Below are 21,855 nucleotides of genomic sequence, written 5' to 3' on the forward strand. Positions count from 1 at the left end.
CACGTCTGCCTCAGCTGCCTCATCGCCCGCTCGGACGGCCTGGGACAAACTGGTCACCGCCTGCGTCGTGGTCTGGATCAGCGTGAAGAAGAGGCGGGGCCCGGAAGTCGCTGCCAGGGAATGCAGATGCCTGACGGCGCAGCGCGAAGTCGAAGACCAACGTGGGCACCCGCAGCAAGTCCGTCCACTGAGCCTGCCCCAGGGTGGTGCCGCCTCGCTCGACGTCGTCCAGCATGTCGAGGTAGCTGACCAGCAGGCTGGTGAGAAAGATCGCTCCGGAGTCGCCGTGGACGCGGACCACACCGAAATGACGATCGTGCTCGTCCTGGTCCAACGCGCGCCGTCCGCTCCGGGCCGGAGGGATCGGCTCATGGCCGAGAAGTTCGTCTGTGAGAACTCGTCTGGCTCGGTGGCGCTCCGGCTCGGTCACCCGCAACACCTGGTCGTCCCTGTGGTCACCCACCAACCGGATCGCCGCCCTGGCCAGCGATTCGCGCTCCACCGGGAGATGATTGGGATCGAGTAGGCGTAGGAAGCTGTCGGCTTTCTGTTCATCAGGCATGGTGTTCCATTTCTCGCATGACATCCCACGCCCCCGCCTCCGCGAAGCGCGTGGCCACAGCAGCTCCGATCTCACGGCTATTGCTGATAATGACAGCGGCTCTTCCCTCAAGGGCTCTTCCCTCAAGGTTGCTCGCAGACACGACGCCGCCCAATTTCCCGGATACGGATGATGCGCGCACGAATGGGAAGCGTGAGATAAATATGGCCAGCGCGAAGCCAAGTTGGATTCGATGGACACTAGTTGATGTACGAGGACAAGTGGAAACCCTACCTACCGCCAGCCGTCGCCGTAATCATAGATCCCAGGCGGCGGGCACATGAACCCCGCGTTGCGCATATGTGCACCACACGTTGCACAAAAGGGCAACTCTGCAGGCCGACACGTTGCCCAGGGCTCTGTTACAGCGCTCCACTGAGCTGGCAGACACGTGAGCACTGCCCTACGATCATGGTCCTGAGGAAGTCTGGTGATTACCAAGTCTCAGCTTGCGCACGTCTTTGCCACGGAAACCAGTTCCTGCTCTAAGAGTTGCGAGGGCGAGTCGCACCTGCTACCAGAAAACCAGCCAAGCAAGACACTCCCTTAACATGCATTTTCCCGCGCCGTGAGGAGCAGAAACGTGAAGCTTTGCGTGATCGGAGCCGGCCTGGCAGGCGTCGCAGCCGCGAAAGTGATGAAGGAAGACGGGTTCGACGTGACCGTCTTCGACAAGTATGACCAGGTCGGTGGAATCTGGTCGCCACAAGGGTTCTACGACGGCCTTCGCAACCAGTCACCCGACCGCCTTTACGAGTTCTCAGATCTGCCCAACCCCCGGTACATGCCGCGCGCGGCAGGTGTCCAGGAATATCTGCAGCAATACGCCAAGAAATTTGGGGTGCTGGAGTTTATCCACCCGGACACGGAGGTCGTGTCCGTCCGTCCCGTGGCTACCGACGGCATGCCTGGATCCAACGGATGGGATGTCCACGTCCGATCCGCCGCCACGGGCCCGGCCGGCCGCACCGAGACGTTCGACTACGTCGTAGTCGCCAGCGGCGCCCACCACGTGCCTTACCTGCCCGACATCCCCGGTCGGGAACGCTTCACAGGCGAAGTGACGCACTGCAAGGACCTGCGCGACGAGCAGATCACCGGACAACGTGTCACCGTGGTCGGCGGCGGCAAGTCCGCATTGGAAGTCGCCACCCGTGCCGCCTCCAACGGTTCCACGGTGACGCTCGTCCAGCGGCATGCGAACTGGATGTTTCCCGAACGCCTGCTCTTCGGGACGGTGCGCTCCAAGTGGCTGCTCTTCTCCCGCCTGTCCGAGGCGCTGCTGCCGACCTACCATGATCCGGCCTACGTGCGCCGCATCGACCGCATCCCCGCATCGATCAAGAAAACGGCGTGGCGCCTCATCATGCGTGACACCCTCGCCACGAGCGGGCTGTCGAAACTGGCCCTGCACCAGCCAACGACGCCACTGCCCCACGGGCTGGTTCGCTTCGGGTCCATACCCCGTGGATATGTCCGCCATGTCCGCCAAGGCAACATCCGCGTCCTGATCGACGCCGTCGACTCCTACACGAAACACGGACTTCGCCTCACCAGCGGCGCAGAAGCACCCGCAGACATCATCGTGTTCGCCACCGGGCAGCAGAGGAAGTTCCCGTTCCTGGAACCGGCCATCCGCGTGAATGACCAGACTGGACACCTTCGCCTCTACAAGGGCATCGTCCCGCCGGAAACCAAGCGCTTGGGGCTCATCGGATTCCGCCACCTGTTCCAGTTCCCGCTGGGGATGGAGCTGTGCTCCCACTGGCTCTCCAGCTACTTCCTGCAGACGCTCCGGCATGCACCCAAGCACGAAGAAATGGTCAAGGAAGTGGAGAACAGACTAGTGTGGCAGGACCGGGTCTTCCCGGGCAGCGGTGGATACGAGTTCGGCCCCTACACCCTGCACTCCGCGGATGAGCTCCTCGACGACATGGGTCTGCCCACGCGCAGGGCCAGCAACTTCCTCGCCGACCTGCTGCTTCCAGTAAACGCCGAGCACTACGCAGGACTCGCCGCCGAGCGACGCGGACGCGTCCACGCGTCGAGTAAGAGCTCCTAACCTCGGCGTTGCATCGAAGCACCGCAGTTGATGGGCGCACCGGCGAACGCAGGTGGCACCGGCTGAGTTGGTGGAGCCGGGCAGGGCCGCGGTACTGATGCCACCGTCGCCAGTGTGATCACTGCAGATGGGTGACGGTGGATCGTGACAGTTCGATGATCAGCGCACTGAAAGGTGCCGGATTCCGTTGAGGGTCAACGGGATTGTCACCGCGGAACCGACCCTTGCGGTGGCGGTGATGACGGCCAGGCACAAATGTGCGAGCAGCACGACGGTTATCCAGCGGCACCGAAAGGTCCAGGCGCGGACGTGGTGCCGGTCCAGCCCGGTTCCCCTTGGCAGCCGTGGCAACGTTGAACAGTCGGTATGACCGCAGGCTGGCCGATGTCACGGCGGCCGGCCAACCGTAGCGTGGACGCTTATCAGTGCGCACATCCTTCTGCGAGGATTGCCCGCGTCCTCGGCCTGCCATCGCGAACGCCGGAGCAAGGGTTTGAATCGTATGCGGTTGCCATCGAGCGGCTCAGAGACGCCGTCGGTATCCCGCCCTCCTTCGCCGAAATCGGCGTCGAGGAAACGTCCTTCCTTGCCGCTTTGCCGACGCAAGCGATGAACGCCTATGAGGACCAATGTGCTCCGACCAACCCGCGTGCTCCCGTGCTCGAGACATGCAGAAGCTGATGCTCGATGCCTTCTACTACTGCAGTAACCAGCAGAACTCTCCAGTGGATCACAGCATTCCTTCCTCGCGGAACGGACAAGTCCGAACGACGGCAGGCGCGTCACGCTAAGGCTCGATCTACCGGAGTTTCCGGGTTGTGGTTCGGATGTGAGTAGGTGAGATGCCCTCTCGAGCTTGGACGATTGATCTTGCTGAAGGACCACTGCGTCGAACCGAGAGGGCATCTCTGGAGTGCCTTACGACGTGAGGTCACAGCCGTGGTGACTGACTGCGTCGATTGGAGAGTGTCCAAGACTGGTCCTCGCCCGCTGTCGATATAAGACTGACGGAGATGGTTGACACCCGGGTTTGATGATCATAGGGAGATCCGGGTGAGTGAACCCCAGTTGGACCGCGAGGCGCGCGGCGCCTCGCGGTCCTGCGTCATGTGGAGGGACGTAGTGCGGAGGCCCCCGGATTTATCCGTGGGGAGGAAGCGCGTCAAGTGGCGGTCGGGTGCCGTAGAAGATGATGTGTTGCTCGCCGTAGCGCAACCAGCCGCCCCAGTCCTACGGCGACACATCGATGCAAACCGAGGTAGCTCTCATCGGGCGCTTCTCACCCGAGCGACCAGCCCGCGTCGCCGTCGGTGACAGTCGCATCGTCGAAGGGGCAGCGGCGGCATTGTGCCGGAGGCGCGATCCCAGCCGGCCGTAAGCGGCGGGGCGACAACGAAGCCCCCACCGCGAACTCCCGGCCGTCGCCTGCTGCCGGGCATCAGTGGCGGGACTGACCATCGGACGATGCCCTTGTTCACCCCAAACGGAGGGCCATACGTACATGAACCGTGCCGTAAGGCAATCACATACGCCTACGATGTGATCCATGCCACATTCGTTTCCGTTCGTGTCGGGGAGATCCGCGAATGCGGCGGATGGTGTGGAAAACCTGGCCATTCGCCTTCTCGAGGTGCTACCGCGCCCATTCGCGCTTCCCGGGCGGCGAATACATCCCGGCACTGAAAGGAGCCACCACAATGGATCTTTCTACCGCTCCCCTTCTCACAGCAGAGCCACGGCAGCGCGTGGACAGCGACCACGAGCCGGTCGAGCTAGCCTCGCCAGGCTGCCTCAAGCAAACAGTCACTCCGGCCGTCGCCATGTTCGATGAGAGCCACATTGTCCGTGGCTACGACTGACTGACCCGGCTACGGCATGGTCTATAACGCGTCGAGGCAAATTAGGAGGTGGAAGCGTCCCGGAAGCACACGCCGAAGACCACCTACTGATCGGGAACTCAAAGGTGTGATCTTCCTTGGTCTGACATGATCGCTGGTGTACGGGACGCGCGGAGGTTGCCGGCTGGGCGCAAGAGGATTTGCAGCGCAGAGTGGTCGCAGTGGTTCATGCTGGGATGACTCAGGCCGCGTTCGGGCTTTCCGGTCTGGTGTGGACAAGCAAGGCCGTGGCCGAGCCGATCCGGGTGCGGCACGGCATCGTTGATGCCTGCTCGCTCAGGGCGTGTGCAAGGTTGACCTGTCCGGTTTAGGTAGTTTCGGGCGGGAAGGTGGGTGGCAGGTTGCCCAGGTGGTGGACAGGTTGGCCAGGTGGTGGACCGTTTCGATACCGGCGGCTGTGCCGTTCGGTCGGCGCCAGCGCCATATCCGGTTCGCAAGTTTCCGTCCAGAACAAAGACCTTCCAGGCTGCGGGTCCTGGCACGTCCGTACCCGCCCACGATTTCCATTGAAATTGCGGAGGTTGTCCACAGGCATCGGCGTGTCGGGATGCGACACGCCGACGGTCCGCAAGTTCCATTGAAATCGAAGGTTCGATTTCAATGGAACTTGCGGCTTCTCTCCGCCGAGGCGGACTCGATGAACGTCTTCGCACCGGGAGTCACACGACCCCGCAAGGACTCGACTGTGAGGGTGGGCCGGTCAAGCACAACCCGAACCAGGGAAGCCAAGAACACAAGAGCGCGGCTCCTGGACAGACCGTCACGGCTTGAACAACCCGATTGATCTCCCACCGGAAACCGCGCCCTCGTCTCGCGTCCCACCTGGACAAAACCCGCCGCAACCCTCAGATCAACCTTGCACACGCCCTGCCTGCTCGCTGTTGGCAAGTACCTGCGTTCTTAGGGCCTGTCGCCGCAGATGCCGATTCGCAGGGCCTGCGAGCAGGATTCCGGGGTCGTGCGTCGATGGTTCGACGAGGGCTGCCCGGCCATCGCCTCCGCACCCTGGTCCACGAGTCGCAACCAACGACAACGTGCGCGGTCCAAACACGTGCTGGAGACGGCCATTTCGCAGGAACGCCGTATTCAACGCCATCGACCGTGCCCCAAGCGAACGAGCCGAAGAGCTATCGCCACCCTTTCTGGCCGCACCTCGCCTGCGCACCTTGGTGCTTGCTGACGCAGTCGCGTTCGCAAATGCTTGACAGCTCGACCGGTGAACGACCGAGCTCAGGCTTCGTCCTCGACCGACATGCGTCGGAACGCCGTGGTGGACGTATAGCTCTTGGCCGGGCCGGTGACTGTCCACACCTGCCACCAGGCATCCGGGCCGTGGATGACGAACTCGCCCAGGTAAAGATCATCGCAGCAGGGATGGCGTACCGACCACCGGCCGTGGCGCAGATCGAGATCGTGGAAGAAGCCGCCGTGGTCGAAATGCACGTCGGCCAGCCCCGGGCCACGCACCCGGAAATGAAGGACCCGTGTCGCCGGTCCCCGGTGCTCCCCCATGACCAGCGTTCCACGCTCCTGGTAAACGAGCACGTCGTCATCAAGGGTGAAACCCGCAATGCCGGTGAACACCGCCAAACCCGAACCGGCGGAATCGACGATCTTCCGGTCCAGCTCCCACCGTCCGGCGAAGTAAGCGACGAGGTCGGTAACCCGGAAGTCGGTTGCGGTGCGCACGGAGTCCACATGTGCATTCTGCCGCACCAGGCGCCGAGAGCAGCTCTATCCGCCGAACGCGGTCGAGGTGATCGCGGCAACGCGCGCTGACCAGGAGAAACACGACTTCGAGTGCCGCCACAGTTCCGTGTTCGCCGACGCCGAGTCCACCTGGGGAAACAGCGTGCCGCCGGAGAAATGCAATCAAACTTCGAGGCGGCAAAGATCGATGTCGGTGGCGTGGCCGCGAAGGTGCATCCCGTCCCCGGACCAGTCCATGCGGAGGCCTGGGTGACAATCGGGGAATACGGCTCAATCGTGCTCGGCGGGACTTCGGTCATTCCGCCGATCGTTCAGGAGCACTCTGCTCAACGCATCATCGACGCTCAGCCACCGGTGTTCATCGCCGGATGCAATGATGGCATAGGTGTCGTTCAAGAATCGTGCCAGGACATCAGTCCTCGTTTCGAAGACGCCCTGTCCCGACGGGGCGGTCAGCGCGATCACCACGAGCTCAGGGTTGTCAGGTCGAGGGCTGATGCGCACGTTACCTTCCCCGCTGCGGCTTACCAGCCCGGCGGCGAGGAGGTCGCGGGCGATCATGCAGTGAGCCCGGCTGTTCCGACCGGGATTGAAGATCATGCCCACCGCGTACGGATCGCGCGTTTCGTACCGCAGTTCAAGTTGGATCGGCGGGCTCACCACTGGTGGGGTCGCCAGGTCGAAGACCGTGGCGAAGCGGATGATCAGCCTATGGTTTCTAACCATCAGATGCACTCCTGAAGCATCGAATCCCCCATCAAACGCAGCATGGTTCCCCGTAACCACATCTGCTTCACCGCATCGTCAGATTCACGCGCGCTACCAGGCACCGCGCTCATCAAGACCGGCGAACCAACGGGACAACAATATTTTCGCGACTTCCGGTCACGACGAAACTCGCGCCCCACAGGGGAGTCCCGGGCAGCGAGCATGCCCGGATGAACATCCTCGATTCCCCGAAGCATCGCCAGCTCTTCTGGACAGCTGAAAACGCAGAGTTCAACGAGAAGCACTTCCCGCTATCTGATATGGGCCCACAATGGCTCACTCCCGCCCCCCAGCACAGCTGAAGCGAACAGCGGCGCGACGACTTCTGCCAGGCTCAGAGCTGTGCCTACAACCCGGACGTCTTCGATCGCTTTCCCGCTACCGTGTCGCGACTGCGCTGCCTATCCCAGTACACGACGATGTCGCCGATCTCCACACGCCCGGACTGAGCCAAGAACAATCGACCGTCGATAAGTAAATGTGCCACCCATTCTCAAGCCATATGCGATGAATCCCCAAAGACGGGAGGCGTGGCCGAAGCGGTGCGGGAACTGGTTGCTCGCCCCGCTCCCGGCCGGGGGTCGCCTCGCGTCTCCGCGTCCGCGGCCATGACGAGGACGACACTCGCGTGCGTCCACACATGCCGCAGGTGGCGGCCGCGTGTTGCTCCGGCGCGGCTCAGACCGGTTGCCAGGAACGCCCCGATGTTCTTCGTCCAAGCCTCGAAACCGGGATGAAGCCGGCAGGCGAATGCGTCCGAGCACACAGCGGACTTCGGTGCACCCACCAGCCGAGAGTGCAATAATGCACTATGCCATGAATCGTGCAACAAACATGCGCAGTCGGCGTATGGCGGCGACCGCTGCGCAGGTGACTTCCCACGCCCGCAGGCTGACCGCGGAACGCGGTCTGTCCGGGTTCACCGTCGAGGAGGTCTGCGAACAGGTCGACATCTCCCGCCGCACCTTCTTCAACTACTTCGCTTCGAAGGACGACGCCGTCCTCGGAGTTCCCGCACGCGGCGACGACGACGCGTTCAAGGCCCGGTTCGTGGCGGGCGGTGCCCCTGCGGGCACCGGGCTCTCACCGGCCCTGCTCGAAGACCTCGCCGAGTTGGCGGTGCAGCGCTGGGAGCGCTCCGACATTACAGCCGAGAGCATCCGCGACGTCCTCACCGCGTTCGAACGCGAGCCCCGGCTTTTCACCCGGATCATCGAGAAGTTGCTGCGCGACGAGCAATCCGACGTGGAACTCGTCGAGCAGCGCGAAGGTCTCACCGCAGGCGATCTTCGCGCCGCTGCCGCCGTGCAGCTCATCCGCGCGCTCACCAGGGCGACCGCGCGGGAATTCCTCACCCGGACGAACACCGACACCTTCGCGGAGATCCTCGCCCGCCGGCTCGCCGCCGCCCGCGACCTCTTCGCACCGAATCCCGACCCCGAACGGAAATCATGACGGCCACCGCTCCCGCCCCTCTCCTGCTGACGCAGCGGCGGATTTGGATCATCTTCAGCGCGCTCATCGCGGGCATGCTGCTCTCGAGCCTCGACCAGACGATCGTCGCGACCGCCATGCCGACGATCGTCGGCGACCTCGGCGGCGTCGAGCACCAGGTGTGGATCACGACCGCCTACCTCCTAGCGACCACGATCGTCATGCCGATCTACGGCAAGTTCGGCGACGTCCTCGGCCGGCGCCGGCTGTTCCTCATCGCGATCGCGCTGTTCACGGTCGCCTCAGTGGGCTGCGCGTTCGCCACCGACTTCTGGGTTTTCGTGGTGTGCCGAGCCATGCAGGGCTTAGGCGGCGGTGGGCTCATGATCCTGTCGCAGGCGATCATCGCCGACATCGTCCCGGCCAACGAGCGCGGCAAGTACCTCGGCCCGCTCGGCGGCATCTTCGGCCTGTCGGCCATCGGCGGTCCCCTGCTAGGCGGGTTCTTCGTCGACCACCTCACCTGGCAGTGGGCGTTCTACATCAACATCCCGGTGGGCATCGCCGCGTTCGTCATCGCGCTCGTGGCGCTGACCCTGCCGAACAAGAAGGCGACCCAGCCGATCGACGTCCTCGGCGTCGTGTTCCTCTCGATCGCCACGACCTGCCTCATCTTCTTCACCGATTTCGGCGGTGACAAGGCGCACGGGTGGGGCGCGATCGAGACGTGGGCCTGGGGTTTCGGCCTGCTCACGGCAACGGTCGCCTTCGTCATCACCGAGGCGCGCGCCGCAGACCCGGTGATCCCGCTGAGCCTGTTCCGCAACCCGATCTTCGTGAACGCCACCGCGATCGGACTCGCGCTGGGCCTGGGCATGTTCGCCGCCATCGGGTTCGTGCCGACGTTCCTGCAGATGTCGTCGGGGACTTCGGCGGCCGCCTCCGGGCTGCTGCTCCTGCCGATGATGGTGGGCCTCATCGGCACGTCGATCGCCTCGGGCGCCGCGATCACCAAGACCGGCCGGTACCGGCTCTTCCCGATCCTCGGCACGATCATCACGGCGGCCGCTATGGTCATGATGACGACGCTCGCCGCCGACACCCCGATCTGGCTGATCTGCGTCTACCTGTTCGTCTTCGGCGCCGGCCTCGGACTCATCATGCAGGTGGTCGTGCTGGTCGTGCAGAACGCGGTTCCCGCCGCCATGATCGGCACCGCGACGAGCACCAACAACTACTTCCGCGAGGTCGGTGCCGCGCTCGGTACCGCGGTGTTCGGCACGATCTTCACGACCCGCCTCACCGAGAACCTCACCGGTGTCTTCACCGCGTCCGGCGCCTCGACGTCGGACGCCTCGACGGCCACCGCGACGCTCGATCCCCAGAAGCTGAGCCAGCTTCCCGCACCCGTGCGCGACGGGGTGGTCACGGCCTACGCCGATGCCCTCGCGCCCGTCTTCTGGTACCTCCTGCCGTTCATCGGCATCGCCTTCGTCCTCGCCCTGGTCCTGAAGCAGATCCCGCTCTCGGACGTCGCCGGGCTCGTCGCCCGTGGCGAAGCGATCGGCGGCGAGGAGGCAGAGCGGCTGGAAGCCGAGCTGCGCACGGGGAAAGCACCGGAGGCCGGCGCGGCTGGCGTCGCCGCGCCGTGGACCACCAAGGGGGAGCACGAGGAACCGGTCGGCTAGCCGCCTGCCGGCTCAGCCCGCGAGTACCGCCGACGCCGTTTCAAGGCTCGGCGGTACTCGCAGGCGTCTCCTAGTCCAGGAGGTCCTCGATCGTGATCGGGATGTGGCGGACCCGGATGCTCGTAGCGTTGTAGACGGCGTTGGCGACGGCCGCTGCCATGCCGACCGCGCCGATCTCGCCCAGTCCCTTCGCGCCGACGGCGTTGTGCAGCGTGTCCGGGTATTTGACGAAGTGGACGTCGACATCGGGGATGTCCGCGTTCACCGGGACCAGGTAGCCGGCGAAGTCGGCGTTGGCCAGCCGGCCGCTCTCCTCGATCTCCAGGGCCTCGTGCAGCGCGGCGGACACGCCCCAGATCATCCCGCCGATGGCCTGGCTGCGAGCCGCCTTCTCGTTGATGATCCGGCCGCAGTCGAACACGCCGAGCATCCGCGACAGCCTGGTCTCGCGCGTCCACTTGTGCACGCGGACCTCGCAGAACTGGGCGCCGAACGAGCTGAACGAGTGCTTCGTCAGTTCCTCGCCGGGCGCCGAGGAACCGGTCGCGGAGATCGACGAGCGGCCCACTGCCCGCAGCACCTCGCCGAACGTCATCACGCGGCCGTCTTCGGCCAGCACGCGCCCGTCCTCGTAGGAGAGCTCCGCGCCCTCGAACGGTGCGCCCGGTGACGACGTCAGCGCGAGCAGCGCGTCGATCACCTCGGTGGCGGCGATCATGACGGCCGAACCCGCGCTCGCCGTACCCGTCGACCCGCCGGACATGCCACCGGAGGGCAACGCCGAGTCGCCCAGCTTCGGCGTGATCCGGTCCGCCGGGATGGCCAGCGATTCCGCCCCCACCAGGGCGAGCACCGTCAGCAGGCCGGTCCCCGGGTCCGAACCGCTGGTCGCCACCACGGCCGTGTCGTCTTCGTGCAGGGTGATCTCGACGGTGGCGGGAAACCGCAGGGCCGGGAACATGGCGGTGGCCACACCCATGCCCACGAGCCAGTCGCCGTCGGCGCGACCGCGCGGCGAGCGGTTCGCCCAGCCGAACCGCTCCGCGCCGAGCTGGAAGCACTCGTCGAGGTGCTTGCTGGACCACTGCAGGTCCTTGCCGGGCGGCGCGATCGAGTTGTTCCGCAGGCGCAGCTCGATCGGGTCCATGTTCAGCGCGACCGCCAGTTCGTCGATCGCGCTCTCCAACGCGAAGGACCCGGGTGCCTCCCCCGGTGCCCGCATGTACGTGGTCGGCGGGATGTTCAGCGGCACGATCTGCTGGCTGATCGACAGGTTCTGGGTGGCGTACCACTCCCGCGAGGTGCCGTGCGAGGTCGGCTCCACGAAGGACCGGTCCGCCGGTGTGCTGCACCACGAGTCGTGGCGCAGCGCGATCAGCGTGCCGCCGGCATCCGCGCCGAGGGAAATCTTCTGCACCGTCGCGGCGCGGGTAGCCGTCGCGGTGAAGACCTGCTCCCTGGTGAGCGCGGCCTTGACCGGCCGACCGAGGGCCTTGGCCACGGCGGCCGCCAGGAATGCCGGTGCGGAGGTGCGGGCCTTGCCGCCGAAAGCCCCGCCCACGAAGGGGTTCAGCGCGCGGACCGACGAACCCTCCAGGCCCAGCGCAACGGCCAGTTCGCCCGCCTGCAGATCGGAGCCCTGGTTCCCGCTGTAGACGGTCAGGCCGCCGGCGTCCCACACCGCGACCGCGGAGTGCGGCTCCATCGCGGCGTGGTTCTGGGTCGCGGTGCGGTAGGTGGCCTCGACGACCACCGGGCTCGCGCCCAGAGCGTCCTCAATGGACTCGACGTCGTCCGCGAGGACCGTGATGTCTTCGTTGGAGGGTGCAGGTTCGGCCGAAGCCAGGCCGTCCGGTAGCGAGGTCAGCGCGGGCCGGGCGTGGTAGGTGACCTCGATGAGCAGCGCCGCGTCCCTGGCCTGCTCGAAGGTCCCGGCCACCACGAAGCCGATCGGCTGGCCGTAGTAGGTGACCTCCCGGTCCTGCAGCGGAACCCAGGTTTCGCCGAAGACCGGGGAGCTCGGCTTGCGCAGTTCCAGCGGGTCGAACGGCGTGTACACGCCGAGCACGCCGGGAGCGCTCTTCGCGGCCGTGACATCCATGTCCTCGATTTCGCCGTGCGCGATCGTGCTGAGCACGACGTACCCGTACACCATGCCGGGAAAGTTGTTGTCCGCCCCGTACTTTGCCTGGCCGGTGACTTTCAGTGGGCCGTCCAGCCGACTGGTCACAGGCGGCTCCCTTCGGTCAGTTCGAGCAGTGCGCGGACGACGGTCCGCTTCAGCAAGGACACCTTGAAACCGTTGCCGGACAACGGCCGAGCACCGTCGGCCGCCACGGAAGCCGCGTCCTCGAAGGACGCCAGGGTCGCGGGTGCACCGCGCAGGGCATCCTCGACCGCGGGCAGCCGCCACGGCACGGTCGCCACGCCGCCGGCCGCCACCCGGGCGTCGACGATGCGGGAGTCCTGGACGTCCAGCGCGACCGCGACGGAGCACAGCGCGAACTCGTAGGACTGCCGGTCCCGCACCTTGACGTAGGTGGAACGCGCCGCCCAGTCCAGCCGCGGCACCAGGACCTCGCCGATCAGTTCGCCGGGGCGCAGATCGGTTTCCACCTCGGGCGTTTCCCCCGGCAGGCGGTAGAAGTCGGCCAGTTTGACCGTGCGGCTCCCGGTGGCGCTGACCAGCCGGAGCTCCGCATCGAGCGCGACCAGCGCGACCGCCAGGTCGCTGGCGTGCGTCGCGACGCACGAGTCACTGGTGCCCAGCACGGCGTGCATCCGGTTCGCCCCCGAGATCGCGGGGCAACCGCTGCCGGGTTCCCTGCGGTTGCAGGGCGTGGCGACGTCGCGGAAGTACGTGCAGCGGGTGCGCTGCAGCAGGTTCCCGCCGATGCTGGCCATGTTCCGCAACTGCTGGGAAGCGCTCTGCAGCAGGGCGCGGGAGATCGCCGGGTACACACCGGCGTGCTCGGCGACGTCGCTCATCCGCTCCAACGCGCCGATCCGCAACCCGTCACTCGTGTCGATGCCGCGCAGCGGCAACTCGTTGATGTCCAGGACTTGTTGCGGCTTGAGGACGTTGAGCTTCATCAGGTCGACGAGGGTGGTCCCGCCGGCCAGGAACGTGCCGGGTGAAGCGAGCGCGGCTTCGACGGTCGGCGGTGCCGTGAGTTCAAAGGGACGCATCAGCCTGCCTCGCTTGTTCGACTGCCGCGACGATGTTCGGGTAGGCCGCGCAGCGGCAGATGTTGCCGGACATGAACTCTCGGACGTCCTCGACGCCCTGCTCGACCGCGGCTACGGCCGACATGACCTGCCCGGACGTGCAGAACCCGCACTGCAGGGCGTCCTGGTCGACGAACGCTTGCTGAACCTTGCTGAACCGGGTGCAGCCGATCCCCGTCGGACAGGCCCTCCACCGTGGTCACCGCCCGCTTCACGGTGGCGGCCAGGGTGAGGCACGAAAGCACGGGCCTGCCGTCGACGTGCACGGTGCAGGCGCCGCACTGCCCACGGTCGCAGCCCTTCTTCGGGCCGGTGACGCCGAGGTGTTCCCGCAAGGCGTCCAGCAGCGTCACGCCGGGATCGACGGTCAGCTGTTCCGTCCTGCCATTGATTTCGAGTGAGATGTCCACTGGATCTCTTTCCCGCAGATCGTTCGGATGGGACGGGCATGGCGGCGTGGGTTGTCGTGGTGGGAACTGCGGCGATAGAATCACCGAACCGGATAATTATCCGTTTCAGTGCCCGGAAACCACGCTAGCGGATTCTTATCCGCTCTGCAACGAGAGCGCTCGCCCGAAGGTTGCCCCAGGTAGAGCGCGGTCGGTGTATTACATTCCGGGGAGGACGCGGCAGCCAACCGGGAGGGACGATGACGACGGGCGCGGTAAGTCCCCGACGGGCGGACACCCGGCGCAACCACGAGCGCATCCTCACCGCGGCGGCGAAGTCGCTGGCCGACTCTGGCGAGATCTCGTTCAACGCCATCGCGAAGCAGGCCGGCGTGGGCGTCGGCACGGTGTACCGGCACTTCCCCGCTCCCGAAACGCTCATCCTGGCGGTCTACCAGCGCGAATTGCGGCACCTCGTCGACGTCGTGCCGCCCCTGCTCGAGCAGCACTCCCCGGAACAGGCGTTCCAGATCTGGGTCTCCGACCACCTGACGCACTACATGATGACCAAGCGAGGCCTGGCCAGGGCCCTCGGCGCCGCCAGGTCGTCGCACGGCGAACTGCCCGCCAACGCCCACGAGGTGATGGTCGGCGCGGTCGCCATGCTGCTGGAGGCCAACGTCGAGGCCGGAACCGTCCGCGCCGACCTGGATCCGGAAACGGTCCTGCGCGGGCTGGGCGGCCTGTTCTACCTCGATCCCAGCGGCGACTGGCAGGGCCCGACCGCCCGGCTCATCGACCTGCTGTGGCGAGGTATGTGCGCGGACGAAAGCCGCCGGGAAAGCTGACCGACCGCGAGCATCCGCTCCCGTCCCGGACACGGCTTGCGATGATCGAGCCATGACTGAAGGAACCGGACGCACCACCGTCCCGAACGGTCCCAACGCGTGGGACGGCAACGACTACCAGCGGCACTTCGACGCACTGGCCGCTTCCGGGGTGGACGTGCACGGCGAAGCCGACTTCGTCCGCTCCTACTCCCCCGCGAACGTCCTCGACGCCGGCTGCGGGACGGGCCGCGTGGCCATCGAACTGGCCCGGCACGGCATCGAGGTCTACGGAACCGACCTCGACAGCTCGATGCTGGCCACCGCCCGGCAGCTGGCCCCGGAAATTCGGTGGACCCAGGCCAATCTTGCCGAACTCAACCTCGGGCGGACCTTCGACGTGGTCGTGATGGCCGGAAACGTACCGCTGTTCACCCCGGTCGGCACCCAGGAAGCACTCGTGGCGGGCGTGGCCCGCCACGTGCGCCCCGGGGGAAGGCTCATCGCCGGCTTCAGCCTCGACCGAGGCTACCGGATCACCGACTACGACGCGCACGCCGCAGCGGCCGGGCTCACGCTGACCGACCGGTTCGCCACGTGGGAACGAGCCACCTTCACCGACGGCGACTACGCGGTATCGGTCCACACCCGCTGACCACCGCCACCATCCACCGAGCACCGAGCACCGAGCACCGAGCACCGCAACCGTCCACAAGAGACGTTGAGAGGCAACGTCGGCGAACGTGGGATCCGTCGGGTTGGCAGGTGGCGGTCACGACCATCAGGCTCGACGCGCTCCGCAGTTTTGAAGAAGACAATGCATCGGCGATTGCACGGGCCGATCCGCCGCGCTGTGGCGCGGCGGCAGTAGGCTCGTCGACACTCGGGGCATGCACCTGCTGCTGATCGCCGACACTCACCTCCCGAAACGCGCCAAGGCCCTGCCGGGCGAGGTCTGGGACGCGGTGTCAGCCGCCGACGTCGTCATCCATGCCGGTGACTGGGTCGATGTCGCGCTGCTGGACGAGCTGGAGGCGCGCAGCGCGCGGACGATCGGGGTGTATGGCAACAACGACGGCGCACAACTGCGGAACCGGCTTCCCGAGATCGCCCGCGCCGAGCTGGACGGCGTCCGGCTCGCGGTGATCCACGAGACCGGCCCCGCTCAGGGACGGGAGGCCCGGTGCGACCGGTGGTTCCCGGACACCGATGTGCTCGTGTTCGGGCACAGCCACATCCCGTGGGACACCACGACGCCCGGCGGTCTCCGACTGCTCAACCCCGGTTCGCCCACCGATCGCCGACGCCAGCCGCACCGCACGTACCTGACCGCTGAGATCTCCGGCGAGCAGATCGGCAACGTCGTGCTCCACCGCCTACCGCCGCGCACGGCTTGAACGCCCAACGCTGCTCGGATCTCGCACCCGGTCGCCGGACTCCGCCGGCGTGTCCTGGGGCGACTTGCGCCGCCCGTCCAGCATCAGCCCCCGCAGATACAAACCCCATTCGCCCGCTGCTCACTACGGACGCCGTGATCAATATTCCGATCGTTGACATCTTGACGGTCAGCACAGAGCAGTGCTGCGAGGTCGCCCTCGAAGTAGCTGCTCAGCCAGGCAACTTCGGCATCCGTTGAAGGGGAAATCATGAGTGCTCTAAATTCGTCTGGTCATCTTCAGATGATTTTCCGAGTGGGCCTGCTACTTCGGGCCAGCAGGCCCTCCGATCGAACGGGTACGGAACGAGGGCGACACGACGTGGCCGTTGGTCTACCGGCCAGAAGACGGACCAGTCGACCGTGTCTCCCGCCAGCCACCGCTCGGCCGAATCTATTTCAGCGGCAGGCATGCCAACGTCTCGGAGACGGGTCTGGTTCTCACCTGCGGAGCCCGTGTGAAGCAACGGGTGATCCTTTTCTTGGACAAACGCCTGCGCCGCCTCAACGAACTCGTCAGAGTCGTGGGCAGTGATTATTATCCGGCTGTCCAGTTGTTCTCGACCCACGCACAGCGTCCATACAGCCGCGGCGAAATCGGGAGCTGGGAGGCCGGTAGTGTCATTAGGCGTCCGGTGACCGTGCTGTATAAACGATGCGAGCTTATCGACTAGTCGGGTCAGACTCTTCGTGGTGCGAGCACTTACCGGGATTGTCCAGCGGGCTTTTCTGGATACGGCTAAGGAGGGGAACAGCGGAGCCTCCTCCAAAACAGCATGCGCATTCGCGCCGCCCACGCCGAGTGCGGTTACTCCGACCCGTCGTGGCTTGCCGTCGGGCCAAGAGAGAGTCGTCGTAGCAATCTCGACCGGGTGGCGATCGACGGGCACATCGCGATGTAGATCGGACACACCAGGCGTCATAGGGATGGTCCGGTATCGCAAAATTTGAATCGCCTTGGCAAGGCTGGCTGATCCCGCTCCGCCCTCTAGGTGCCCGATATTCGCTTTTGCTGACCCCAGCCAAAGCTTTCCGTCCGGCCCGGCGGCTGTACTGCTGGACGCCCGGGTCAAGTCTCGTAAAGCCTGAACCTCAATGGGATCACCCTTTGGGGTACCCGCAGCGTGGCACTCCACGTAGCCTAGATCATTAGGCGTCAACCCCGCCTGTGTGAGAGCGCGGTTGATGAGTTCTCGTTGAGATTCTGGGTCAGATCGGGTCAAACCGCCACGCCGGCCATCATGGTTGACCGAGCTTCCGCGAACAATCGCGAGCACGGGATCGCCGTCCGCTATTGCGTCATCGAGCAATTTTACGACGAAACAAAATACGCCTTCGCCGCGGACGTAACCGTCCGCGTCCGCACTGAAACACCGAGCCTCGCCGCTCGGCGTTACAGCACCGAACCGCTGCATGACAGCCTGCATATGCCCGTGAAGATAGACGTTAGGACTGCCAACGAGTGCCATGCGGAACTCGCCCGCCCGCAGGCCCGACACTGCCTGACTCAGTGCCGTCAGCCCACCGGCACAAGCAGTGTCGAGAGTGATGCTGGGTCCACGTAGGTCGAAATGATGCGAGATCCTGGCGGAGACAAAGGTAAGGAGCAGCCCGACAGCGCTGTAGCGGTCGACCACGTGCCGAAAAGCCATGCGGTCACGCATGTCTGAGCAAGTGGTCGATACAAAAACCCCGACATCCTCGCCGGCGAGGGACCGGGGCGGGATCCCCGCGGATTCCAGGGCCTGCCAAGCTGCTTCCAGCATCAGCCTCTGCTGAGGATCCATCCACACCGCCATCCGGTACGTGATACCGAAGAGGGCGGGCTCAAACCCAACTACATCCGAAAAGAATGAAACCGTAGGTTCCTCAATGTCCCCGATATCGGCGCGGTAGTCGTCCAAGCGACCCGCAGGCGGATGTGACATGGTCCGCTTGCCACACGCGAACAAGTCCCAGAATTCGTCAGCGTCGTCCGCGCCAGGAACCCGCGCCGACATCCCGATTACAGCCACCGGCGCCTGCCGCCGCACGCCGTCCGGGCTCATGACTTTGCCCTCGCGATCTGTGCCCGGCTAACACCAGGAATCTGGACGAGCATACGAGCAAGTACCTGACTATTTCCAGGCTGCAGGAACCGAATATCGGGATACTGACTTGCCACCCAGCTCACTGATTCGTGCCAGCGCACTGGCTTGACCAAATGAGCGACCAATATATCGGCGATCTCAGAGACGATATGAGGACGAGCTGTTACGTTAGCTACCACTGGGATAACTGGCGGACTCGGCACGAAGCTGGCGATAGCCTTCGCGAACCGTTCAGACGCCTGAAGCATATGCCTGCTGTGGAAGGCGCCAGTGACCCGAAGGCGTCTTACATCAATTGCCTTCAGGCTATGCATAATGGCTTCTGCTTTGACCATTTCGCTCGCCGTGCCAGCTAGAACGATCTGTTTCGGCGTATTTATGTTGGCTATTTCCACCGCATTCAGATCGGCGTCGAGCAACGCTGCTCTTATGACCTGCTCATCAATGCCGACTACCGCTACCATGACTCCATCAGCGTACTCACTTGTAATGGAGGCGCGGATCCGGACCATTTCAAGAGCGGTGCGGAAGTCAAAAACGCCGGCGGCTTCAAGAGCGTTGTATTCGCCGAGACTGTGCCCCAAAACCACATCGGGTGCGAAGCCTTGCTCGCGTACTGCTCGCAGGGCAAATGCATTCAAGATATAAGTGATAGGCTGAGCGTATTGAGTTTGCGAAAGTGTCTCCTGATCGGCGCCCGCGCAGAACTCGGGCACGTCATAGCCGAGCGCCTCCGATGCGACATTCGTCAGATCGTGATACCGAAAGAGAAGTTCGAATCCCTCCTGTGCCTTCAGGACTCCTTGCCCGGGAAAGAGTAAGGCGACATTCGTCGAATCGATCATTGAGTCGAACTCCGAAGCACGCCGTAGCTTTGCTGTGCCAGTCCTGCGACTTCCGGAAGCGTTCGCGAGCGCATATGCGGGTCAAGTTCGCGTTGCATTGCGGCATCGGACGCTTCAAGGCATTTGCGGGACAACTCTTCCTTGAGTAATTCCAGGCTTGCACGAGGCGCACGTGCGATCATCAAGGCGATGTTCCTGGCCTCTGCGGGTACCTGATCATGTGGCACTACCGTGGGCCCACAGCCGCGTTGCTTTAGCTCGCGCCCTCGATAACCTCGAGCTGTCAGCAGCATCTCCGTTCCCAGCGTCTCCCCAAGTTTTGCTGGGACTACATACGTTGCGCCGACGTAGGGGGCAATCCCATACTGCATAAAGTTCGCTGCATAGTAAGACCGTTCACTCAGCACTACCACATCAGCATATAAGCCGAGTACGAGTCCGCCGCCGAGAGCGTGGCCTTGCATCTCTGCCACAACCGGCAATGGGCAACTGGCGAACACTCGCGCGAAGCGTCGATACTCGTCCAATGGCAGGCCATCTGCAATGCCAACTAGGGTGTCTCTAGTTGCGCCTGCGCAGAAGATATCCGGCATTCCTGCAGCGACGACAACACGCGTTTGGTCATCTGCTGTCGCGGCTTGAACTGCGGCAAGAAGATTGTCAAGCCATTCGCGGCGAAACGTATTTCCTTGCTCCCGATCAGCGAAACGGACGATCGCCAGTGGACTTTCCAGCTTCACGGAAATCGGCCCGAAATCCATATCTTTCTTCACAGCATGCCCTTCGCGGCGAACGAGTTGATGCTGGCAACAACATCAGGTTGGTTGACGCGAGCACCAAAGACGCGTTCGGCGAGTTTCGCGTACCTGTTATCTACTGGGAAGAGCACACGATGCGCTTCCTTCAGGTCTGCAATGGTGTCGCGTTCAGAGCGACGCAGTGCGAGCAAAATAGGGCGCACAGCAGCGCGAGGATCCTCAACGACCTGATCGGCCCAGCCTGTTTTGACCGCGTCGTGGGCGCTGACTTCCTCGGCAAGAATTGCCGTTCTTAGTGCGCGGTGTTCCCCGAGCCTGCGGGCTATTGCCGGCATAATGATAGTCGGCAACATACCGAAACAGACCTCGGTGAGGCGGAACGAAGCCTCAGGCCCAGCAACAACTATGTCGCACGCGGCGGCCAGCCCGGCACCGCCGCCGATAGCTTGCTTCTCGACCACGGCGATTGTTACCACTGGCGTCGTCGCGAGCCGATCAAGCAAACGCGAAAACTTAGCTGCGGCCTCGCCGCCCGGACTTTGCGCGAACTCTTTCAGATCAGCACCGGAGCAAAAGTCGTTTCCTGCTGCGGTCAGCACGAACGCCCGACAGTCTGCGTCGGTCTCGGCTTTGTCGAGCGCAGCGGTCAACTGGTCGACGACCTCCGCGGTGAGGCGGTTCGCTAGCGTCGGTGAAGCGAGTTCGACGACCAGGTGCGCTGGTTTCGACGTTACTGTCAAGACTTGACTGACTGCCACGATTCCTCCGTGGTTCTGCTCCTGGGTAGGCTCGGCGCCGGTGTGCGACGAGACCTGTCAACAGTGGACCGCGGGACTGGCAGGCTAGGAACGCCGCGGTACCAGCGGTAATCCCGGTGGTACTCATCGATCCTATCGAGGAGCAGAAGTGGTCCCGCAGGCAATGCGTTAGTCAAGAGGTCCATGTAATTGTGCACCTGGGGCTCTGAGTACCGAGTGCCAAACACTGTCTTGCTTGCGCTATCCAGGATGTCGTCATAGCGGCTAGGTGCTACACGAGTCCGTACATCAAGAGCGCTGTCTAGTCCTTGCATAGCTGCAAGTGCAGAATGGCCGGGTGAGACAGTGAGTCCGAGGAACTCCGAGGAACATCCACCACCATAAGAGTAGATACCTAGTTCATATCTTCCGTTATCCGGGTAGTGCCTTAGAGAGCTGGTCAGGGCCATCAGCGTACAACCCGCATAGATGTTGCCGACCTGCCGTGGGACCTCCAAGGAAGGAGTTACCCGCTGGCCGAAATCTTCATCGGCGAGCGAAGGCTTGAGCCCAACTAGCTTACGCAACGCCGTTCGATGTGCGCCTTTCACCATTCCAGGAAAGGGTGTGTGCATGGCTAGCGCATCGAAGCTCTTTTCGAAATCTTGCCCGGTGTTGTCTGCGTAGCATTGAAAGGAGCCGAGTAGGCAGTCAATGTATGACATGATTGATAGATCGACGTTGATTAGATCTACGTCGATCTTGGGGCGCGAAAAGTCGTCGTTGTCGAAACTAAAGGAGCCGTACGAATATGGATTCCATGTTGCAATACGCGGATCGCCGAGGAGTAGCGCTACGGCCCCTGCGCCCTGACTGGGCTCAGCCATGCTACCTCGAAGTGGCACGGGTAGGTCTCCGGCGATGACCAGCGCTTTTGCGCCTTCCCTGCCCGCTGTTAGCGATCCGGCAACCATCTGTAGTGCGGCTACACCACCGTGGCAAGCCTGTTTTACTTCAAAGACCCTGCACGTCCGGGGTAGCCCTAGTAGCCGGTGCACCGTGGCCGCAGCGGATTTAGCGAGGTCGATTCCGCTTTCGGTTGCGACTGCCAGGGTCTCGATTTGTGCGACTTCGTCTTCGTGTAACCGCTCGAGCACCGGGCGTGCGGCGTTGACCGCAAATGTGACGATGTCCTCACAGGGAAGAGCTACGCTCTTGCGGTACATCATCAAGTTACCCATGCGAGTGGTGTCGAGGTTTCGCGCTTCGAAAAGTTCCTCAACGTCCACGTAAACGGACCCGAAGTACGCGCCAAAATCCTCGATACCAATAGTTCTAGCCACGACGAGAGGCCCCTTTCAGGAGATTGGCGCCAGGCTTGTTAA

17 protein-coding genes and 1 pseudogene are annotated in these 21,855 nt (G+C 63.9%); 7 read left to right on the forward strand and 11 right to left on the reverse strand.

What is annotated here, in order from left to right; translation table 11 throughout:
* Nucleotides 1-19: 19 nt before the first annotated feature.
* On the reverse strand, nt 20-562 hold the full coding sequence (locus SSPN_RS55865) for a hypothetical protein (RefSeq protein WP_010314026.1): 543 nt from the start codon (nt 560-562) through the stop codon (nt 20-22).
* Nucleotides 563-1,184: 622 nt separating this feature from the next.
* On the opposite strand from SSPN_RS55865, the gene SSPN_RS0134535 reads away from it, so the two are divergent.
* Both SSPN_RS0134535 and SSPN_RS63350 read left to right on the forward strand, forming a co-directional pair.
* Complete coding sequence (locus SSPN_RS0134535) at nt 1,185-2,663, forward strand: flavin-containing monooxygenase (RefSeq protein ID WP_010314028.1); 1,479 nt, start codon at nt 1,185-1,187, stop codon at nt 2,661-2,663.
* Nucleotides 2,664-3,047: 384 nt separating this feature from the next.
* Nucleotides 3,048-3,344 carry an iron-containing alcohol dehydrogenase gene (locus SSPN_RS63350; protein WP_395475375.1) on the forward strand — a complete coding sequence of 99 codons (297 nt, stop codon included), beginning with the start codon at nt 3,048-3,050 and terminating at the stop codon, nt 3,342-3,344.
* Between the two features lie 2,447 nt (nt 3,345-5,791).
* Here the strand turns inward: SSPN_RS63350 and SSPN_RS0134545 are convergent.
* Nucleotides 5,792-6,250: a DUF6314 family protein gene (locus SSPN_RS0134545; protein WP_044576587.1), complete on the reverse strand. Its 459-nt coding sequence runs from the start codon at nt 6,248-6,250 to the stop codon at nt 5,792-5,794.
* 291 nt (nt 6,251-6,541) lie between these two features.
* The gene (locus SSPN_RS0134555) at nt 6,542-6,997 is read right to left on the reverse strand and encodes an SsgA family sporulation/cell division regulator (RefSeq protein ID WP_010314035.1); all 456 of its coding nucleotides are present in this window, start codon (nt 6,995-6,997) and stop codon (nt 6,542-6,544) included.
* A gap of 876 nt (nt 6,998-7,873) precedes the next feature.
* On the opposite strand from SSPN_RS0134555, the gene SSPN_RS0134560 reads away from it, so the two are divergent.
* Complete coding sequence (locus SSPN_RS0134560) at nt 7,874-8,494, forward strand: TetR/AcrR family transcriptional regulator (RefSeq protein ID WP_237710902.1); 621 nt, start codon at nt 7,874-7,876, stop codon at nt 8,492-8,494.
* Entirely contained in the window at nt 8,491-10,161 is a 1,671-nt protein-coding gene (locus SSPN_RS47275; protein WP_010314039.1) for an MDR family MFS transporter, read from the forward strand. The genes SSPN_RS0134560 and SSPN_RS47275 overlap by 4 nt, the downstream gene beginning before the upstream one ends.
* Nucleotides 10,162-10,231: 70 nt before the next feature.
* On the opposite strand, the gene SSPN_RS0134570 is transcribed toward SSPN_RS47275, so the two are convergent.
* The 3 genes and pseudogenes from SSPN_RS0134570 to SSPN_RS47280 form a co-directional block, all read right to left on the reverse strand.
* Nucleotides 10,232-12,391, reverse strand: a complete 2,160-nt coding sequence (locus tag SSPN_RS0134570) for a xanthine dehydrogenase family protein molybdopterin-binding subunit (protein ID WP_010314041.1) — start codon at nt 12,389-12,391, stop codon at nt 10,232-10,234.
* The gene (locus SSPN_RS0134575; protein ID WP_010314043.1) at nt 12,388-13,350 is read right to left on the reverse strand and encodes an FAD binding domain-containing protein; all 963 of its coding nucleotides are present in this window, start codon (nt 13,348-13,350) and stop codon (nt 12,388-12,390) included. The genes SSPN_RS0134570 and SSPN_RS0134575 overlap by 4 nt, the downstream gene beginning before the upstream one ends.
* Nucleotides 13,337-13,799: pseudogene (locus tag SSPN_RS47280) on the reverse strand ((2Fe-2S)-binding protein). The gene SSPN_RS0134575 and the pseudogene SSPN_RS47280 overlap by 14 nt, the downstream one beginning before the upstream one ends.
* Nucleotides 13,800-14,038: 239 nt before the next feature.
* Here SSPN_RS47280 and SSPN_RS0134590 point away from each other — a divergent pair.
* The 3 genes from SSPN_RS0134590 (at nt 14,039) to SSPN_RS0134600 (ending at nt 16,002) form a co-directional block, all read left to right on the forward strand.
* Nucleotides 14,039-14,626, forward strand: a complete 588-nt coding sequence (locus SSPN_RS0134590) for a TetR/AcrR family transcriptional regulator (RefSeq protein WP_010314046.1) — start codon at nt 14,039-14,041, stop codon at nt 14,624-14,626.
* Nucleotides 14,627-14,678: 52 nt separating this feature from the next.
* Nucleotides 14,679-15,260 (forward strand): class I SAM-dependent DNA methyltransferase, encoded by a 582-nt coding sequence (locus SSPN_RS0134595; RefSeq protein WP_010314049.1) that lies wholly within the window; start codon nt 14,679-14,681, stop codon nt 15,258-15,260.
* Nucleotides 15,261-15,495: 235 nt separating this feature from the next.
* Complete coding sequence (locus SSPN_RS0134600; protein ID WP_010314051.1) at nt 15,496-16,002, forward strand: metallophosphoesterase family protein; 507 nt, start codon at nt 15,496-15,498, stop codon at nt 16,000-16,002.
* A gap of 247 nt (nt 16,003-16,249) precedes the next feature.
* Here SSPN_RS0134600 and SSPN_RS52760 read toward each other — a convergent pair whose 3' ends face one another.
* The 5 genes from SSPN_RS52760 to SSPN_RS52770 are packed head-to-tail and all read right to left on the reverse strand — an operon-like array spanning nt 16,250 to nt 21,813.
* On the reverse strand, nt 16,250-18,088 hold the full coding sequence (locus SSPN_RS52760; protein WP_010314053.1) for a polyketide synthase: 1,839 nt from the start codon (nt 18,086-18,088) through the stop codon (nt 16,250-16,252).
* Nucleotides 18,085-18,975, reverse strand: coding sequence for an ACP S-malonyltransferase (locus tag SSPN_RS47285; RefSeq protein ID WP_010314054.1), 891 nt, complete (start codon nt 18,973-18,975; stop codon nt 18,085-18,087). Before SSPN_RS47285 ends, SSPN_RS52760 begins: the two co-directional genes overlap by 4 nt.
* Complete coding sequence (locus tag SSPN_RS52765; protein WP_101376831.1) at nt 18,972-19,748, reverse strand: polyketide synthase; 777 nt, start codon at nt 19,746-19,748, stop codon at nt 18,972-18,974. The genes SSPN_RS47285 and SSPN_RS52765 overlap by 4 nt, the downstream gene beginning before the upstream one ends.
* Complete coding sequence (locus tag SSPN_RS49585; RefSeq protein ID WP_010314057.1) at nt 19,745-20,491, reverse strand: enoyl-CoA hydratase/isomerase family protein; 747 nt, start codon at nt 20,489-20,491, stop codon at nt 19,745-19,747. Before SSPN_RS49585 ends, SSPN_RS52765 begins: the two co-directional genes overlap by 4 nt.
* On the reverse strand, nt 20,470-21,813 hold the full coding sequence (locus SSPN_RS52770; RefSeq protein ID WP_083822270.1) for a hydroxymethylglutaryl-CoA synthase family protein: 1,344 nt from the start codon (nt 21,811-21,813) through the stop codon (nt 20,470-20,472). Before SSPN_RS52770 ends, SSPN_RS49585 begins: the two co-directional genes overlap by 22 nt.
* Nucleotides 21,814-21,855: the final 42 nt, after the last annotated feature.

It is taken from the genome of Saccharopolyspora spinosa NRRL 18395 (assembly GCF_000194155.1).
Classification (GTDB): Bacteria; Actinomycetota; Actinomycetes; order Mycobacteriales; family Pseudonocardiaceae; genus Saccharopolyspora; species Saccharopolyspora spinosa.

Excerpts from the sequence above, each read along its gene's own strand:
- SSPN_RS55865 (WP_010314026.1), bottom strand. The coding sequence starts at position 562 with ATGCCTGATGAACAGAAAGCCGACAGCTTCCTACGCCTACTCGATCCC.
- SSPN_RS63350 (WP_395475375.1), top strand. The coding sequence starts at position 3,048 with ATGTCACGGCGGCCGGCCAACCGTAGCGTGGACGCTTATCAGTGCGCA.
- SSPN_RS0134555 (WP_010314035.1), bottom strand. The coding sequence starts at position 6,997 with ATGGTTAGAAACCATAGGCTGATCATCCGCTTCGCCACGGTCTTCGAC.
- SSPN_RS0134560 (WP_237710902.1), top strand. The coding sequence starts at position 7,874 with ATGCGCAGTCGGCGTATGGCGGCGACCGCTGCGCAGGTGACTTCCCAC.
- SSPN_RS47275 (WP_010314039.1), top strand. The coding sequence starts at position 8,491 with ATGACGGCCACCGCTCCCGCCCCTCTCCTGCTGACGCAGCGGCGGATT.
- SSPN_RS0134575 (WP_010314043.1), bottom strand. The coding sequence starts at position 13,350 with ATGCGTCCCTTTGAACTCACGGCACCGCCGACCGTCGAAGCCGCGCTC.
- SSPN_RS0134590 (WP_010314046.1), top strand. The coding sequence starts at position 14,039 with ATGACGACGGGCGCGGTAAGTCCCCGACGGGCGGACACCCGGCGCAAC.
- SSPN_RS0134595 (WP_010314049.1), top strand. The coding sequence starts at position 14,679 with ATGACTGAAGGAACCGGACGCACCACCGTCCCGAACGGTCCCAACGCG.
- SSPN_RS0134600 (WP_010314051.1), top strand. The coding sequence starts at position 15,496 with ATGCACCTGCTGCTGATCGCCGACACTCACCTCCCGAAACGCGCCAAG.
- SSPN_RS52760 (WP_010314053.1), bottom strand. The coding sequence starts at position 18,088 with ATGAGCCCGGACGGCGTGCGGCGGCAGGCGCCGGTGGCTGTAATCGGG.
- SSPN_RS47285 (WP_010314054.1), bottom strand. The coding sequence starts at position 18,975 with ATGATCGATTCGACGAATGTCGCCTTACTCTTTCCCGGGCAAGGAGTC.